The sequence below is a fragment of the Exiguobacterium sp. s133 genome, from assembly GCF_018618595.1.
In the GTDB taxonomy this organism is placed as follows: Bacteria; Bacillota; Bacilli; order Exiguobacteriales; family Exiguobacteriaceae; genus Exiguobacterium_A; species Exiguobacterium_A oxidotolerans.
Genome location: NZ_JACSMK010000004.1, coordinates 60,795 through 78,867, shown reverse-complemented (window position 1 = coordinate 78,867; position 18,073 = coordinate 60,795). Strand labels below are relative to the sequence as shown.

The window sequence follows — 18,073 nt, the reverse complement described above, 5'->3', positions numbered from 1 at the left end:
GGTAGCTGATTTCCCCTGCTAGATATAGGGTTATTTTCGTAACATATCATTTATTCAAGAAATCGTCACACGTTCTACCAGTAATGGAAGTTTAACCATGAACGCACTTCCATGTTTTTCGATGGACTCGACTTGAATTTCTCCGCCGTGACCCGTGACGATTTCTTTACAGATCGCGAGTCCAAGTCCAGTCCCGCCAATTTTACGGCTATCTGAATTATCGACACGATAAAACTTCTCGAATAAGTGGTTGAGTGCTGCCGCTGGAATACCAATCCCTTGATCACGGACCTCGAACAAGACATGTTGTTCTTCAATCGACAGGGTCACGTCAATGTTTCCACCGAACGGTGAATATTTGACAGCATTGTTCAATAGGTTATTCATCAACTGTTTCATCTTTTCTTCATCTGCTTCTATGAGCGGAAGTGCCTCACTCATCGCCCGGAAAGAAATCGTGTGCTTTTTCGTCGATGCTGCATAAAATTGTGTCGTCTCTTCGAGGAGTAGACGCAAATCAAGCGGCTCTTTTTTATACGACTGTGTCCCCGATTCCATCCGTTGTACGTCAAGAAAATCATTGACGAGATTGGCAAGGCGCTCTGTCTCGGAGTGAATCGTCTGCAAATACTTATCTTGACGGGTCGTATCGATATCTCGATTCAACATCAACTCCGTAAATCCATAGATGGACGATAGCGGCGTCCGTAATTCATGCGAAACCGTCGAAACAAGCTCCGACTTCAGTCGATCCATTTCCGTCTCTTTCGTCACGTCACGCAAGACGAGCATCGTCCCTTTGTGAACACCAAGGATTTCAATCGACTCGACATAAAATTGAATGAAGACCGTTTGTTGTCGGATTGAGAATTGAAGACTTTCTGTCGGGACATCTCCTTCTAGAACGGCTTCAACGTACTGTGAAAATGCCGCTTGGTCATCGACGATGGAATGAATTGCTTCTAGGCAGAAATCAAGTGTCTCGACTTCTTCGTTCGCTCCATAGCGCAACTCTGGAAATAGATCATACAATGGCTGATTGACGAAGACCTCTTCTTTACCGGGTTCGATGTAAATGACCGCTTCACGGATCGAATCGAGAATACGTTCAGTTTTCGTTTTCTCTTTGTTCATCTCATCAAATAACCGCATCCGTAATAGGGAAAGTGACAATTGACGTGAGAACGACATGACATCCCGCATTTGTTCATTCGTAAATTGGTCGCGGTAACGAACGAGATAGATGAAAGCAATCACTTCATCCGATGACGGATCTAAAATCGGTACTGCTGTCTCATACATATAGTACGGGTAGGGCAACGGGTGATTACTCGATACTTGTTTAGACGAATGGACTGCTTTTTTCAAAGTATCTGCTCGCTTCAACAATGAGAAATCGCTACCTAGCAATTGTTCCGTCAATTGCTCCGTCATACCATGCGTGACGACAGAATAACTTTGTCCTTCATCGACGAAAACGAGGGCACCAATTTCTGAATCTGTAATCGTTACAAGTTTTTCGATAATTTCCGGATAGGCTGTCAATGCTTCCCGAGCCGCCAGCGTCTCTGTTAAATCATTTCGGTATTGAAGATGCTGTTCGTTTCGCATCGTCAGTTCTAGCGCTTCTTCTAACTCTTGTTGTTGGGCTTGCAGTTCTTCTTGTTGTGCTTGCAGTTCTTCTTGTTGCGCTTGCAGTTCTTCGTTTTTTGCAAGTAAGTGTTGTTTATTTTCTGAGATTGAACTGGCCATTTGATTGAATGACAAAGCTAGGATTCCGATTTCGTCTTTTCGTTTTGGGACTTGAATGTTCGAAATGTCTTCTCCATTTGCAAGGCGCTGACTATTTTTAACGAGTCCTAAAAGCTCAGAGGTGATTCTTCGAATGAACGGGTAGATAAAGAAAATCAACACAGCAATGACGACGATGATATTCGACAACCAAATCAGTTGTGTCGTTCGAATCTCTTGTCCTAACTGCTGGCTCGTTCTCTCTGCCCACTCATCAAGAAATTCACGGTATCCTCCAAGTGCCAACTCACTTTTATCGATTTCCGAGAGGACATCGATATTGCCTGCGTCATCTAATGAAATTTTTCCATCCGCGACAAGTTCTTTCCCTAATGGAAGATTTGTTAAAGTCGTCCCGCGAAGAAAAGTCTCCGTTACGTCCCCATCTTTTTTACCTTTTACATAGGACTGCACAAGCGGCAAAACCGAATCGAAGTAATAGCTATACAATTCGCGTGAAGATGTCGCATAGACTTTTCCTTGCTCATAAATCGCATTTTTTTCGAACCACCGTGTTTGACGATCAATCGTTGTTTGTTGCGCAGCGATTTTTTCATATAAGGTGGCATCCCCCATTAACGCATAACCACGCATATTAAACTGAAGGTCTTGCCACTCTTCCCATAGTGCACCGGCCCGGGCGCTACGATCCCTGATATCTTCAAGCTTCGCGCGGGTATCTTGTAACCTTGTGTCCGTATAGTTGTAGACGACCAAAGAAGAAATCATCAGCGTAGCTAAAACGACATAAAAGGAAGCCATTAGTTGGCGTCCGATTTTTCGATTAATCCACTTGATGATCACTCAATATCCCTCCTACGACATCAATCAACTCTAACGGACTGAACGGTTTTGAGAAAAAGTAATTCGCCCCGATCTCTTCAGCACGCTCACGGTCAGATTGTTGACTTTTAGCCGTTAACATCATGATCTTTAATTGTTGTTTGTCCGGATGACGTCGTACTTTTTCGATAACTTCGATTCCCGTCATTCCAGGCATCATGTAATCAAGTAATACAAGATCATAATGCTGACTCATGATTTTTTGATAGGCTTCGTCGCCATCCGTCGCTTCATCGATCGTGTACCCTTCATCTTCTAACGTATCAAGGACCAACATCCGTAATACGTCTTCGTCCTCTGCTAATAAAATACGTGCCATCTATAATTCCTCCTAAAATATCTACTCATCTTGGCGGTACTCGCTCCATCCTCACTTATACACATGGATGGAGGAAGTTCAACCATACTTCCTTCATTCTACACAGTTCCTTCATAATAGGAAATGGAAATTACTCGATGACTATTGTTTTTAAATGCGAGTCGTCTCATGCGCCTAGCCGAAAGGAGTTGATTCAAAAAGGAATCAACTCCTTTCACGTGCTTTTTCCTGTAGGAATCGTGTAAGGCGATATGCTTCCTTTTCCTCATATACAAGGGAAGAGGACTTTTGCAGGCACGCCTTAAAGAAACGAACATCAGGATTGGGAAAAATCCACATAGAAATGACCGATGATTCCCCTTTTTCATCGGATCATCGGCCATTTGATTGCGGTAAAGTGGAACCTTCCATCCTCGACGCCTACTGGAAAAGAAATCCTACTCTTGTTTACTCGTTAGATAACTTCAATCACTTGCTCTAAGGAAAATGCATAAATCAATTTTCGAGAGATAGAAATGTTCAAAATGGATTCAAGAGCTTCTTGATACAGGTTCAATTGTGTCGCGTAACGTTCGCAAAGAATCTCAGCTGGCGTTTGGTCAGCGCTCGTCTCGAAGACTTGGTCCGATTTATAGTCGAGAAGAATATAGTCCTCCCCGTCTTGAATTAAACAATCGACAATCCCTTGCATGACTGCTTGATCAACGGGACCATGCCAATCCGTACGAAAACGTGAGGCATCGATTTTGTACGTGAAAGGTAGTTCACGGTAGACGTCTCCCGTCCGTAAACGCTCCTCAAATAATCGTCCGATGCTTGAGGACAGGAATGTCTCGAGCTGATTTTGCGCATCACGCATCGTCAAAGCTTCTTGTTCTGAGATTCGTTCACCTGTCTCCCACTTCGTGATTTGTTCAGCGAGCGGCAGATCCGCTTCATAAAGTTGCATCGCTAAGTGTAAGACAGTCCCACGTTCTGCTCCCGTTAAGACCGGGCCTAAGAACTGTGGGGTCCGGTAATACGTCGCTTGACGTTCTGTCGCTTCAAACGCTGCCCGCTCCAGTTGTTCGGTCCGTTTGAGTTCAGTCACGGTTTGCTTCGCTGCCGTCTCGGTCGCAAGCTGGTGCGCATAGCGATAAGCAAAACTTTCTTCGATTCGCGCTTTGAAAGCGTCATTTTCAGGACGATCAATTTTTTCAAGTGAGCGGACATGTTCCAGTTGTTCAATCATCGTCGAAATTTCTTGGTATGGGGCAATTTCGTTCAGTTCCATGATCCGGAATGCCCATTGTTGCTCTCCTTCTTGTAACATAAAGTTTCGAAGTACAGCTGGTGCTACCCAGTCTGCATACGTTTTCGCATTACGACGGTCGATTTCCGGCAACAATAATTCGTCGTGTGGAGCAGCTTGCCATTTTACCAACTGTTCATCTAATCCCTTGATTGAACCGACTAATACCAGCTTTTCTTTTGCTCGGGTCATCGCGACATAAAGAACTCGCATTTCTTCCGCTTTCATTTCACGATCCATCTCACGGCGAATGACCTCTTTTAACAATGTACCTGACCGCAGGCGTTTGATTGGATCAATCGCGTCAAGCGCAATCCCATACGTTTTGTGTAATTGTATGGCTTGGATTTGATCTTGTTTATTAAATTGCTTTCCGAGCTGACTGACAATCGTGACAGGAAACTCGAGCCCTTTCGATTGATGAATCGTCATGATGCGAATGACATCTTCGTCTTCTCCTAGTGAACGAGCTTCGGAAAAGTCTTCGCCACGCTCAATCAAACGATTTATCAGTCGTAGGAAACGATACAACCCGCGATACCCTGCTCCTTCATATTGTTTTGCACGTTCGTATAACGCATTCAAATTCGCTTGACGACTTCGTCCTCCTGCGAGACACCCGACGTATTCGAAATACCCGGTTTGATCAAACAGTGAGCGAATGAGTGCAGCAAGTGACTTACCACGGGCTTCTGTCCGCCATTGGTTGACACGTTGTAACGCTTCATCGACTCGAATCCCGAGTGGTGTCGCTTCGCCTGCCACATGGACGGCAGCCTCATAAAAACTCGTATCCTCCGATTTTGCACGAATCCGTCCTAAATCGCGATCGGTCAGACCAAAAATCGGCGACCGGAGCAAACTCGCGAATGGAATGTCCTGTAACGGATTATCAATCGTTTTTAATAATGCCATCATGATTTGAATTTCCGTCGCTTGGAAGTAACCGCCTGTCGTGTCCGCGTATACCGGCAGCTCATATTGTTCAAACACTTCAACGAGCGCTTGAACGCGTTTCCCACGTGAACGAACGAGCACGACGATGTCACGGTATTCACATTTTCGAAAACGTTTTTGTTTAGCATCGAAGACGAGATAGGGATTGTCATCATTGACCATCTCGATGATTCGGGTTGCGATGGCACGGGCCTCTAATTCTTCCTTATTTTCATCTTGTTGATCGATTAAAATCAATTCCGGTTCGACTTGTTCTGATTCGAAGTAACCCAGATTCCCGAGCCGTAGATAGGCTGCGTCGTCATAATCGATTTCACCGACGGCGGCATCCATCACTTGTCTGAAAATATGATTCGTCCCATCAAGGACTTCAAGACGACTCCGGAAATTTTTCGTCAAATCGATTCGTGTTCCATAATCTGTTTGCCGGAATCGCTTGAACTTATCAAGAAAAAGTCCCGGCTCAGCATGACGGAATTTATAAATCGATTGTTTAACGTCACCGACCATAAATAAATTACCGGTTTGTTCGTCTGATTGGGAGACTAACGTCAAGATACGTTCTTGCACTTCGTTCGTATCTTGGTATTCATCGACGAGCACTTCGACGAAGCGTTCTTGAAGCAAGCGGGCGACATCGGTCGGTGCCCCGTCTTCTTCTAAAACGGCTAAAGCAAAATGTTCCAAATCGGAAAAATCGACAAGCCCCCGTTCTTGTTTGGCTTCGAGATAGGCTTCAGCAAACTTTCGGACGAGTGTCACGATCATCTCGACATGTCCAAGTTGCGACCGAAGATCTTCGAGGTAGTCGACACCCTCTTTTTGAACGAATAGTTCCTGACGCTTTTTCAACTCACTGACGAGACGCGTCCGTTCCGTTTGAAATGTTTTAATCGCCTCATCCCCACGCGGACTTTTCCAGCGTCCGAACTCGACAGCTTGGAACGTCAGTGCGACCGTCGTCCAACGATCAGTCGCCGGATTAATACGGCGTAACGGTTCAATGTCACGCATTAGGAGCTCCGCCATTTCTGTATAGCCGGACTGATGCAAACGATAGGAGAGCTCAAGGTAACGTTCTAAAAGCGGTGCGATTTTTTGCCATTCTAATTCAAGGAGTCGTGTCAGCAACGAAGATTCATCAGGATCAACCGGCTGGTCGTATTGTGCAAGCAGATGCTCGTAAAAACCGTCTGGATCTGGTAGCGAACGCGAAAACCGGTACAAGTTTGAAATCAGAGAGAGCATTGCCTGATCGTCCCGATCGGAAGTATAACTATCAATCAATTCATAAAATGCCGGATTGGCGGCAGCGTAAAATTCTTCAAAGACCTCTTCCAGTACATCATCTTGTAACAACAATAATTCGGATTCATCCGCAATTCGAAAAGCCGGATCCAGCCCGATTCGATAATAGTTTTCCCGTAAGATTGATAAACAGAAGGAATGGATTGTCGTAATTTGTGCCCGGTTCATCATCTGACGCTGCTTCTTCAAATAAACATCGTCTGGGGCTTCTTTGATTTTCGCTTCGATCGCCTCGATGACACGCGTTTTCATTTCTTTTGCGGCAGCGTTTGTAAACGTCGCGACTAAAATCCGGTCTGCTGTCAGTGGATCTTCTTGATCGATGACGCGTTGCGTCAACCGTTCAACGAGTACGGCGGTCTTCCCTGAACCGGCTGCTGCCGAAACGAGAATGTGTCCTCCGCGCGCATCGATTGCTTGTTGTTGCTCATCCGTCCAATTGACGCTCATTCCTCTTCCTCCTTCAGTCGGTCCAATACTTCTTTTTCAGATAAAGGGTCCAGTTGACGATAACTGTTCCCGAGCGATTCGTCGAATTGACAGACCGAACGGTATTCGCAAAACGTACACGGTGTTCGCTCTTGATAGTCGAACGGATCGATGGCGATATCTCCCGCGTACATCTCGGCACTGCTTGTTTTCAATTCGTCCCAGGCATGATCCATCAACGCGTTCAGTTCCGCTTCTTTGACGACCCCTTTCGTATGTGATTTATGCAGTCCTGTCTTCGTAAACGTCACTTTGACGAGTGGCGATTTTTTCCGTTCATCAAACGCGATTTGATCCATCGCCCGTAACACATCATCATTTTCGACAATCACACCTTGCATCTGGTAGGATTCGAGCAATAAACGATTCCGTTCTTCTTCAGCCGCCGACAAATCACTTCGTAACATCGGATTTTTGACATGGAAGTACAGGGCGCCTGCTGGTTTCGCTTGTTGATTAAATAAGACTTCTGATTGTTCGACGACCGTTTTTAAATAGAGCAACATCTGAATCGCAAGACCATAATAAATTTCAGCAAAATCAAGCGCTCGGGCACTCGACTTGTAATCGACAATCCGGACGTACAATTGGTCACCAATCGTCGCTTGGTCGACTCGATCAATTCGACCAGTGAATTCGATTTCCGTTCCATCCGGCAGTGTAAACCGTAAAGGAGGGAACATCGCGTTCCCAAAGCTGATTTCAAATAAATCAGGTTCGAAGTCAGACCGTTCTGCTTGTTTGACGAGCATCTTCGCCGTTTGTTCGACGACATCCGTTAATTTTTTCTGAATGTATCCGAACCGATTCGAACTCATCAAAATAGCATTTTGAATGTCTGGTGTCACTTTTTCCACGGCATTTTTCGCAAGTTCTGTGCACGATGCATCATCTAAATCACGCCATTTTCTGCCGGACTCCTTGATGTTGACGGACAAATCATTTAACGCGCCATGAAATAGATTTCCAATGTCGGGTGCCTCGAATTTATATAGTTTTCGTTCCTTCAAACGTAGCCCATACCGTGCAAAATGCTTATAGGAACACGCATTATACGTCTCAAATCTAGAGACACTCGCCTTAATGCTGTCACCGTAAAGGGAACGTGCTAAGTCGTCTGGAAGTTCATCTGCTCGGTTTTGATAAAATAACGCATCGACGAGTAACGCCATTCGTTCTCGTCCTTGACCATTCTCGAGCAATGCATTGTAGACATCAAACCATGACGATTGAATCGGATACCGGCGCTGTAAACGGCGTAACTCGATTGCCGTCGCAGCCGCCGCTCGGTCGGGATCAGTTACGAAATCGAATTGATCATTTGGTGCATGCTCTCCTGCTTCTGCGAAGTGTGTTTTGACAGGACGGTCTTGCAGTAACTGGTACTTGATTTGTTTCACGATGGAGGCTGGTTGTAATGCCTTCCCGTCCTCATCAACAAGAGCATAACTGATATACAACGATTCACTCGGTGCCGTCACTCCGTGGTACAGGTAGTATAATTCGTCATCAAAGACATCCAGTGACGCTTTACCGACCGGAACTCCATGATTATGAAGGAAATCATGATCTCCTTCCGACAATAGTTTCGACTGGTCTTCGACGAACGGAATCATACCATCATTCGCGCCGAGTAAAAATGCGACTTTTACTCGTTGTAAACGCCCCCGGACATAATCCGTCGCGATGACCTGATCGAGCGATGGTGGGACGAGTGAGAAGCGCAAACTCTCAAGTCCGGTTTCGACCATTTGTACGAATAAGTCTGTCGACAGTTCCGTCTCAGGAGCTGCCGCTTCGAGTTGTTCAAGTAAATGTAAGACCGCTTCATATACTTGATCATGTTCCCGGGCATGACTGAGCTCATTGCGCTCGAGCGCTTCTTGTTTCCAACTGAACAGCCGATCTGTCAACTGGTGTTCTTCAAGGAACTGATAAAGCGAACGCGTATGTTCACTCATTGTTTTTGATTTCTTCAACCGGTCTTGTAACGGTGTAATCGCATCGACGACGAATTGACGCATCCGGTTTAACTCATCCTCTTCTTCGAGTTCCTCCGCCGTCAGACTGACTTCATCCGTTAAGCGTCGTTTCAATTGCCACGGCTTTTGCCACATCGTGCCTTTAATACCACGTTCTAAGACAAACGTCTCCAATCGATCAAGCGCGAGCCGTTGGTCATCTGCCGGGAGAGGCATCAATTCCGTTTTCAGCAAACGAAAGACTGCTTCTTCACGGTAACCGGCGACGACGAGCTCTAAAGCAGACTGAATCAATTCAACAATCGGATGATGAATCATCGTTTCCCGCTTATCAAGGAAATACGGAATGTCATAGAGCTGAAACGCACGTTCTAAATGATCCGCATACGGTTCAAGATGTCGTACGATAAAAGCAATTTCATTGAACCGGTAACCATGCTGGCGCACGAGTTGGATTGCCTGGCGGACAGCGGCTTCCGTTTCGACTTGGCGATTGACGGCAGCTGTCACCGTGACCCCGTCCACTTGATGATCGACAGAAGGATAGGCAGGACTCATCAATGCTTGTTCTAGTATTTGTAATCCTTCCGACTTGAACTTAATCGTCCGTTCATAATGGACCTCTTCATGCTCGAGCTGTCGGTCTTGCATCTGTTCGAGCAATTGCATATAACAACGTTGGGAGACCCCAAACTCCGTCTGTTTCGCATAGGGATCACTTACATCGATTGTAAAGCTGATATGCACTTCTTTTGCTAGTTCCATCAATTTAAGCAACACCTGTTGTTCCTGTAACGAAAACTCATAGAAACCATCAATAAAGAATTGCGTATTGCCAAGATCTGCTGTCGGTAACAAGTCGAGTAACGTTGTATAGTAATCATCTGCATGAAGCGCTTTATCCACGATGCGTTCTGAGAACCGCTCATAAATCAGAGCTAAATCATTTAGTTTCGGCGAGCGTTCCGGAGAAAGTCCGCTAATTTGACGTAACATGTCTGGAGCGACGAGCGAACGTTTGAACGTAGCGATCAGTTCATCAAGCCCCTTGTAAAACCCGGGCATATTCTTTGTCCGTTTGAAAATCTTTAACTCATTTTCAACTTCTTCGACGACTTGACGTAATAACAACTGTGTCCCTGTCTCGTCTAAAAACGGAATCGCCTGATTGCCATGATCCCGCATGATATGAAAAGCAAAGCGCCGCAAACTCATGACTTCCATCCGTACTAATCCAGATAGGCGGGCATCCGTCGCAATTCGACGTTCCATCTCAAATGACATTTGATCGGGGACGATAAAATAAATCGGCTCTCCAAGTGGTCGCTCCTCGAGCTCATTGATTACAGTCTCTATTAATTTTGTGGTTTTTCCGGTTCCGGCACGACCGAGGTGCATATGATTCATGGTCATCAGTTCCTCCCTTAGCTCGTTTTTGTATACGTCATTATCTCATAAAACACGAACAAACGTCCGTTTTTGAAGCTATATTTTTCTACTTATTTTTGCTACACTGAAGCCAATTAAAATTAGTTAGACAGGAGGAATACCATGCTATATGATGACATCGGAAAACAACCGATGCTTGAACAGCTAGTCGCTCGCTTTTATCAACTTGTTTATGCCGACCCCATACTTCGTCCGATTTTTCCTGATGATCGTCAACGTGTCGAGCAGGCGCAAATTATTTTTTTGACACACTTAACAGGTGGTCCACGCCAATATGAGTTAGATGATTCGCGGACGAATTTAGCGATGATTCACCGACTCTTACCAATTGAACAGCAACACGCCTTTCGCTGGATGGAGTTGATGGAAGTGGCCATCTATGAGACAATTTCCAATCGAGCTGTAGCTGAACGTTTGATGGAGCGCTTACGAATTGGTGCATTAAACGTCTTACGGATTTGTGAGGCTCACCAGGAACCGTGAGGGATTTTTCTTTCTCATCTGTCCATTTCCATGTAAAATGAAAGATGGAGGCGATAATTATGACTGAAGAACAAGATAAGAAACCTGATTTAGTGAAATCGGCACTCGAACAAGCAGAGGCGAAAACTGCAGAGGAACCGGTTGAAGAAGAAAAGTCTGACGAGCAAAAGAAACTCGAACATATTAAAGGGCTCGTCACATTAGAGCGCGGTTCTGATTACTTCCGTGTCGTCTTTTATGATGACCACAAGCATTTGATTTTCAAGGAACTCGATTATGATCGTGTCGAATTCGTTGGTCGCTTCTATAATGATAGTTTTGACGCGACGAATTTGAAACAGCTCGAAGAAATTGCAGAGAAAGCACTCTCAACTTCGATTCGAAAACGTTTCCTTTAAGATAGGTTATGTATAGAGAAAGCCGCGTCCCTGGATTAAATGAGGGACGCGGCTTTTTTCTTATACGCTTGTTTATTCACTCTCGGGAGTGTTTCTTTTTTTGCGACGAAGTACATATGCGAGTACCCCTCCGGCAACGGCAAGCCCTGTCGCCGCTAAAACGGGAATCAATACTTTCTTCGAAGATAATTTTTGCTTCACTTGCTCTAAGCGAGATTCTGTTACTTCTTTTTGCGCAATCGATGTGCGGCGGTTAATCGTCATATGTTTTGATGCATCTGTGACGACTACTCGCTTTGTCACCCAACGTCGATTTCCTGCCTCGTCGACGATGAGTTGGCGTGTTCGCTTAATATCTTTAATTCGTTTGCCGGGCGTGTTTTCTGGACGGACGATCCGTGAACTAATAAAACGGCGTCCTCCATTAACACCGAAGCCCGGCTGTAATTTTCTACGGTTTAACCATTCATATGATTCATTCATCGTGTAGCGACCAGATCGGTCGCTTCACCTCCCCTTCAATGCGCATTCAGTTTCTACTCAAGTTCATTTCGCTCTCATTGGTAACGTTTCCTGTTAGAGTTTTCCACTTTTCTGCACTTGTTAAACGTGTTCATGTCCCGTTCCCTGGAAGCGTCGTTGCATTTCGTAAGCTAATTCTAGGGTTTTAATCCGCTGTCGTTCAATACTATAGGCAGATGCGGCCGTATCAATCCGCTGTCCTGTTTGAAACTCGACTTGCACCTTTCCGCCACTCTTCTTAACGGTCTTCATTTGTTTAAAGTTAATCCAGATGCACTCCGCCTTTTCTTTAGCTGTCGTCGGAAAGAAGATGGTTTGTGCTTGCCAATCAATTAAAACCGGCGTTTTTCGGTTTGGTCCTAAGATATGTCGTGCTGCTTCAATTCTTCCTCGCATCGAAGAACCAAAATACAAACATGATTCTTCAATCAGTTTGATCGGATGTCCTTCGAGCACAAGTTCCGACCGTTCTTTAATAAGTAGTGTTTGCGGTTCCCCGTATTGACCGAACTGAGGAATAAGAGCTAACGTTTCTTCCGTGATGTTATGTGGCATCCTACTATCTCCCTTCTTCTATTACTTTGTTTGTATCAAAGAACCCACCTGTACGCCCTCGACTGTTCGATATTTCCCAATATAAAAAACGAGATATCGCTATCTCGTTTTTAAAGTTCTTTCGTTGATTGGTCCATCTCTGGCTTAAAATGACGTGGGAATTTGAAAATCACACAAACTTTATCTTTTCCATTTCCCACTGCTTGGTTCTCGATTGAAACTTCCCCGTCATGACGCTCAACGATACGTTTTACGATATAAAGACCTAGACCAAATTTACCTTCTTTACCACGTGAAAATTGATGAAAAAGTGGTGATGATGAATCGAGTGGTGGACCGTCGTTTTCAATCTCGATTTGAGCTATCTCTTCGGTCCCGGATAAACGAATATCAATCGATGTCTCAGCATATCGCATCGCATTATCAATTACATTTTCAAGTGCAACCCGTAATTGTTCTCCTTCGCCAAGTACAAGACCGGCTTCCCCTGTAATCGTCCACGAAAGCGGCTTTGTACTTGAAAAACGACTTTGTAGTAAATGAACCATTCGGTCTAAATCAATCGTATCCCATGTAGAACGATCTAATTCAAAGTAATCCAATTTCGTCACATAAAGCAAGGCAGCGACTTTCTTTTCTAACCGTTCGGCCTCTTCCTCAATCACTGAGACCGAACCTGTCAAATCACCATCCGGATAAATCCCGTCAGAAATGGACTGTGCATAACTGCGAATGACCATGATTGGTGTCTTCAGGTCATGTGAAATATTTTGTAACAACGCTTTTTGTGCTTTATCCTGCTTTTCTAAATCGACGCGCATGGCATTGACCGATCGTGCCAAACGACCAATTTCATCTCCGCGATCAAGAGGAAGTGGCGTATTCCACTGTTGCGCTGCAATCTTTCCGACTGCACCTTCAATTTCAATCAATGGTTGCGTCAAGCGACGTGCTAACCAAAAAGCGATGAACAATGTCAAGATACTCACAATTACGACGACCCAGCCAATTTTTGAAAACAATTGCGTAATCAGTTCTTGACGATAGGCATCCCAGACATAAGAGACACGATAATACGTCTCCCCTTCCGATTCTATCTTGAGAATGCTGTAATAGACGTCTTCTTTATCAAGTTGCGTCGTATATTTTTCCGTTTCTGCTTTTTGATTGATCGCATCACGATACATCTGATCAATCAATTGTTGCGGGGCTCCCCCATAATAGAGTTTCCCATTTTTCGAAAGCAACAAAATATTAACGGAACGCGACTCCTGTTTTCGACGATCAAATTCAATTGGATTGTCCTGCAACATGTCGATGACAGAAGCATCTTTTGAAAAGAAGACTTCACTGTTTTCTAACGTCGAATAGACCTGTTCATCAATAAAGTTTCCAATCGATGACCGCATGACGACAAGGATAACGATCGAGAGCGTTGCGATGACGAGTAGAAACATCGCCCAAATCTGAAATCCCAAACTCCGATTCTTCATGCAGACACCAACCGGTAGCCAATCCCATAAATCGTCTCTAGTTCAAGTTTGGATAATTTTTTCCGGACTCGTCGAACTAAATCATCGACGACACGATCGGAACCAAAGTAATCATCACCCCAGACACTGACAAGAATCTGTTCACGGGACATTGGCGTCCCGATTTGTGTCGCAAATAAAATCAACAAATCATACTCTTTTGAGGTCAAATCAATTTCTTGACCATTTTCTTCGATGACTCGTTTTTCAGGATAGATTGTATAATCGCCATACTGAATCACTCCTGTTTTTGGTGTCGCATAGGCGCGCGCTAAGATTTTTTTGACACGAATGACAAGTTCTCTTGGCAAAAACGGTTTCGCGATGTAATCATCCGAGCCCATTTCTAAGCCGATGATTTTGTCGATATCTTCGTCTCGGGCAGAGATGAAAATAACAGGTGTCGTCTCATCATGTGCCTTGATTCGTTTAATCAACTGAAATCCGTCCATATCCGGTAACATAATATCGAGCACCCATAAATCAGGCTTTTCAATAATCGCTGAAGCTGCCGCTTCCCCAGAGGTGAACGATTTCACTTGCCATCCTTCTTGTTCTAAATATTTTACGAGCACGCGGTTCAGATTCACTTCATCATCCACTAAATAAATCGTATGCATCACTGTCACTCCTGACTAAGTCCTTTTTTTGTAGTGTATCAAAGGAATTCCGCACAATTATGTGAGAACACTCCAAATGTGAAAAAAACGCCCTCTTTTATCCAAAAAGAGGCGCGTTTAGTCAGTAACACTATTTATTTTACGAGGCGCAACGATGGATAGGTTGCACGTTCTACGTTCGTTTTAACATCTGTCGCAATATGACGACGTTCCGTCTTTACAATATGTGCTAAGAAGGTTGCTCCTCCACCGAGTAAGACCGTGACACCTGTCATTAAAATGATTTCCATTGTTTTCGCCGCCCTTTTCTATCGCAATTGATAATCAGTATCATCTTCAATACGACTATAACACGATGAAACGAAAATGAGAAGCGTTCTCAAGCAGTTTGTTACGAAGAAAATTTATCTTGTTCCTCTTCCCGTCGCTTTTGAATAATTTCACGCCATTTAAAATCACCTTGTTCAAGCCCATTAATTAAAATCTCAGCCGTCCCGACATTTGTCGCTAACGGCAAGTCATAGACATCACATAAGCGAATCAAGGCCGATACATCCGGTTCATGAGGCTGTGCCGTCAACGGATCACGTAAAAAGATCACGATGTCAATTTCCCCTCGAGCAACCATCGCGCCAATTTCTTGATCGCCACCAAGTGGTCCAGATTTACAGCGGTGTACGTCGAGCGCCGTCGCTTCGACGATCCGCTTCCCTGTCGTCCCCGTGGCGTACAATTGATTCTTTGCTAAATAGTCCTGGTAGGCCCGGGCAAACATGATCATCTCATCTTTTTTCTCGTCATGTGCAATCAATGCAATGTTCATTTTATCGTCCTCCTCTCTAGAGTATATGCACTCAAACGCGCCTTCAAAAACCTCTCATTTTCATGAATAGACTAAAAAACCGACGATGTTCACGCTTGAACGTCGTCGGTTAAGAAGGATGTCATGAATTGGATGGTTGTTTTTTCAACACGGTCCGTAAAATTTTTCCGGTCGTATTGCGTGGCAATTGATCAATGAATTCGAGACGTGTCGGACACTTGTATTTCGCGAGTGAAATCGCACAAAAATCGAGAAGGTCTGCTTCTGTGACGCTATCTTTTAACACGATAAATGCCTTGACGGCTTCTCCCATCTCTTCATCTGGTACACCGATTACGGCAGCTTCGACGACCCCTGGATGTTTATAGAGCACTTCTTCGACTTCACGTGGATAGACATTGTAACCACCAACGATAATCATATCTTTTTTCCGATCGACGATATAAAAATAACCGTCCTCGTCTCTTCTCGCGAGATCTCCCGTATATAACCAACCGTCGCGTAGCGTCGCTTGTGTCTCTTCCGGCATCTTATAATAGCCCGTCATGACATTCGGTCCACGGACAATTAACTCTCCGACTTGACCATCCGGTAATTCTTGTCCGAGTTCGTCCACAATTTTATTTTCGACATCGATGATGGACGGACCGATCGACCCCGGCTTTTGGATTCCATTTAACGGATTGAAGCACGTGACGGGTGAGGCTTCTGATAGGCCGTATCCTTCTAGTATGTGACAGTTGAACGTCTTTTCAAATGATTCAAGTAAAGGAACCGGTAAGCTCGCTCCACCGGAAACGAATAATCGGCTCGACGCAAAGTAATCTGCAAAATGCGGGTGGGCTTGAACCGTCTGAAGAAGGAAATTATACATTGTCGGTACGCCGGCAAAAATCGTAACTTGCTCTTTTTTCGCCAGTTCAAACGTTTCTTGCGGTGAAAAACGTGGTGCAATGATGATTGATGCTCCGTGTGCAAGTGAAGCGTTAACGACGACCGTCAAGCAAAAGACATGGAACATCGGTAACACAGCGAGCGTCCGGTCGCGCTCTGACACATTTAAGTATTCACCAATCGATTGTGCATTTGATGTTAAGTTACGGTGTGAGAGCATGGCGCCTTTCGGTTTCCCTGTTGTTCCGCTCGTATACAAAATGACTGCCGTATCATCGAGTTCATTCATCACGTCTTTGACCGGATGTTCGATGGAAAGCCAGTCTTCTAACGTCGTAAATTCAACATTCCCGATTTTTTCGCTTGGGCCAATTACCCCGTTAAACGGCACCGATACGACAACGGATAAGTTCGGTAAATGAACTAACCGTGCTTTTGCTGCTTCGACGAGCGGAGCGATCCCAAGAATTCCTTTAACGTCCCCATTCATCAAAATGTACCCGATTTCATCCGGTGTATATGTTGGGTTGATTGGAATCGCAATCGCCCCTTGCTTCATGATGGCATAATACCCAACTAAAAACGCTGGACTGTTCCCAAGTATCAATGCAACATGATCTCCTTTGCGAATCCCGTTCGCTTCTAATGCCCCTGCTGCCCGGTGGAACTTCTCGACAAACTCATGATAACTGACTTTCGTGTCTTCGAAGACGTAGGCGACTGCATCCGGACTTCTCCGGGCGGTCTCCTCTACAGAATGAATCAATCCCATCATCATTAACTTCCCCCTTCAAATGAACAACCATTCATTTTTTACGCAAAAAAAATCCATACATAACGCTTGCGTTAGTATGGATAGTATATCATTTTATGGAAACGTTTTCACGTTCTTTATCATTATCCGTTGACGATGACGCCACCATTGAGATGAAGCACTTGTCCTGTCATATAGCTCGAATCGTTACATGCTAAGAACACGTACGCGGATGCCATTTCTGCCGGTTGGCCCGGTCGATCCATCGGTGTATTTTTACCAAACGTTTTTACCGATTCATCCGGGAACGTCTCCGTGATCAACGGTGTCCAAATCGGACCTGGTGCGACAGCATTGACACGAACCCCTTGTTTTGCGAGATTCATGGATAAACTTCGCGTGAAGCTGACGATCGCCCCTTTTGTTGAAGAATAATCAATCAGAAGGGCATTGCCTTCATATGCTGTTGATGATGTTGTATTGATGATGGCAGATCCTTGCTTGAGGTGTGGTAAAGCAGCACGTGCAAGACGCATCATTCCAAAAATATTTGTTTTGAATGTCTTCTCCAGCGACTTGTCTTCAATATCGAGAAGCGAGTCTTCTGGTTTTTGCATACTCGCATTATTGACGACAATATCGAGGCGGCCAAATTTGTCGATTGTTTTTTGAACGAGTTCTTCACAATAAGCTGCGTCTCCAATGTCTCCTTTAGACAGGAGCACTTCCCCACCAAGCTCTTCGACACGCGCTTTCGTTTCTTCCGCGCCCTCTTGGTCGCCATAGAAGGCGATGACGATTTTCGCACCTTCAAGCGTATAGGCAAGCGATACGGCACGTCCGATTCCGGAATTACCACCAGTGATGATTGCGACCTTGCCTTTTAATTTCCCGGCCGCACGATAATCGTCACGTTCATAGTAAGGGAGCGGTTGATTATCCTCTGTTTTTGGTAACCCTTCTGAGACCTGTTCAAAATTGATGAAATCCTCTAACGTACCTTCTAAAAAGTTATCTTTATTGTAGCCCATAAAAAAAGCTCCCCCTATGCAAGTTGATAGAG

Annotated in this window: 14 protein-coding genes; 2 read left to right on the top strand and 12 right to left on the bottom strand. The window is 44.8% G+C overall.

The window, feature by feature from the left end:
* Window positions 1-54 precede the first annotated feature (54 nt).
* The 4 genes from KNP96_RS07335 to addB form a co-directional block, all read right to left on the bottom strand.
* Complete coding sequence (locus tag KNP96_RS07335; RefSeq protein WP_088836486.1) at window positions 55-2,595, bottom strand: HAMP domain-containing sensor histidine kinase; 2,541 nt, start codon at window positions 2,593-2,595, stop codon at window positions 55-57.
* Complete coding sequence (locus KNP96_RS07330) at window positions 2,576-2,953, bottom strand: response regulator (protein WP_029332854.1); 378 nt, start codon at window positions 2,951-2,953, stop codon at window positions 2,576-2,578. The genes KNP96_RS07335 and KNP96_RS07330 overlap by 20 nt, the downstream gene beginning before the upstream one ends.
* A gap of 454 nt (window positions 2,954-3,407) precedes the next feature.
* A complete protein-coding gene (gene addA, locus KNP96_RS07325; RefSeq protein WP_214769873.1) occupies window positions 3,408-6,959 on the bottom strand; it encodes a helicase-exonuclease AddAB subunit AddA in 3,552 nt (1,183 codons plus the stop codon).
* On the bottom strand, window positions 6,956-10,393 hold the full coding sequence (addB, locus tag KNP96_RS07320; RefSeq protein ID WP_251131925.1) for a helicase-exonuclease AddAB subunit AddB: 3,438 nt from the start codon (window positions 10,391-10,393) through the stop codon (window positions 6,956-6,958). The genes addA and addB overlap by 4 nt, the downstream gene beginning before the upstream one ends.
* A 138-nt stretch (window positions 10,394-10,531) precedes the next feature.
* Between addB and KNP96_RS07315 the strand changes: the two genes are divergently transcribed.
* Both KNP96_RS07315 and KNP96_RS07310 read left to right on the top strand, forming a co-directional pair.
* Window positions 10,532-10,912, top strand: a complete 381-nt coding sequence (locus KNP96_RS07315; protein ID WP_214769870.1) for a truncated hemoglobin — start codon at window positions 10,532-10,534, stop codon at window positions 10,910-10,912.
* A 59-nt stretch (window positions 10,913-10,971) separates the two neighbouring features.
* Window positions 10,972-11,310, top strand: a complete 339-nt coding sequence (locus KNP96_RS07310) for a hypothetical protein (RefSeq protein WP_029332850.1) — start codon at window positions 10,972-10,974, stop codon at window positions 11,308-11,310.
* Window positions 11,311-11,382: 72 nt separating this feature from the next.
* Here the strand turns inward: KNP96_RS07310 and KNP96_RS07305 are convergent, their stop codons facing one another.
* From KNP96_RS07305 to KNP96_RS07270, 8 genes are all read right to left on the bottom strand, one after another.
* The gene (locus tag KNP96_RS07305; RefSeq protein WP_029332849.1) at window positions 11,383-11,793 is read right to left on the bottom strand and encodes a hypothetical protein; all 411 of its coding nucleotides are present in this window, start codon (window positions 11,791-11,793) and stop codon (window positions 11,383-11,385) included.
* Window positions 11,794-11,913: 120 nt separating this feature from the next.
* On the bottom strand, window positions 11,914-12,387 hold the full coding sequence (locus tag KNP96_RS07300) for a competence protein ComK (protein WP_251135760.1): 474 nt from the start codon (window positions 12,385-12,387) through the stop codon (window positions 11,914-11,916).
* A gap of 110 nt (window positions 12,388-12,497) precedes the next feature.
* Entirely contained in the window at window positions 12,498-13,865 is a 1,368-nt protein-coding gene (locus KNP96_RS07295) for a HAMP domain-containing sensor histidine kinase (RefSeq protein ID WP_239456836.1), read from the bottom strand.
* Between the two features lie 11 nt (window positions 13,866-13,876).
* Window positions 13,877-14,542: a response regulator transcription factor gene (locus tag KNP96_RS07290; protein ID WP_088836482.1), complete on the bottom strand. Its 666-nt coding sequence runs from the start codon at window positions 14,540-14,542 to the stop codon at window positions 13,877-13,879.
* 131 nt (window positions 14,543-14,673) lie between these two features.
* On the bottom strand, window positions 14,674-14,829 hold the full coding sequence (locus KNP96_RS07285; protein ID WP_167331094.1) for a hypothetical protein: 156 nt from the start codon (window positions 14,827-14,829) through the stop codon (window positions 14,674-14,676).
* Window positions 14,830-14,930: 101 nt separating this feature from the next.
* Window positions 14,931-15,362 (bottom strand): methylglyoxal synthase, encoded by a 432-nt coding sequence (locus KNP96_RS07280; protein WP_088836481.1) that lies wholly within the window; start codon window positions 15,360-15,362, stop codon window positions 14,931-14,933.
* Window positions 15,363-15,483: 121 nt separating this feature from the next.
* Window positions 15,484-17,028: a fatty acid--CoA ligase family protein gene (locus tag KNP96_RS07275; protein WP_214765571.1), complete on the bottom strand. Its 1,545-nt coding sequence runs from the start codon at window positions 17,026-17,028 to the stop codon at window positions 15,484-15,486.
* A 125-nt stretch (window positions 17,029-17,153) separates the two neighbouring features.
* Window positions 17,154-18,041, bottom strand: a complete 888-nt coding sequence (locus KNP96_RS07270) for an SDR family oxidoreductase (protein WP_159172707.1) — start codon at window positions 18,039-18,041, stop codon at window positions 17,154-17,156.
* Window positions 18,042-18,073: the final 32 nt, after the last annotated feature.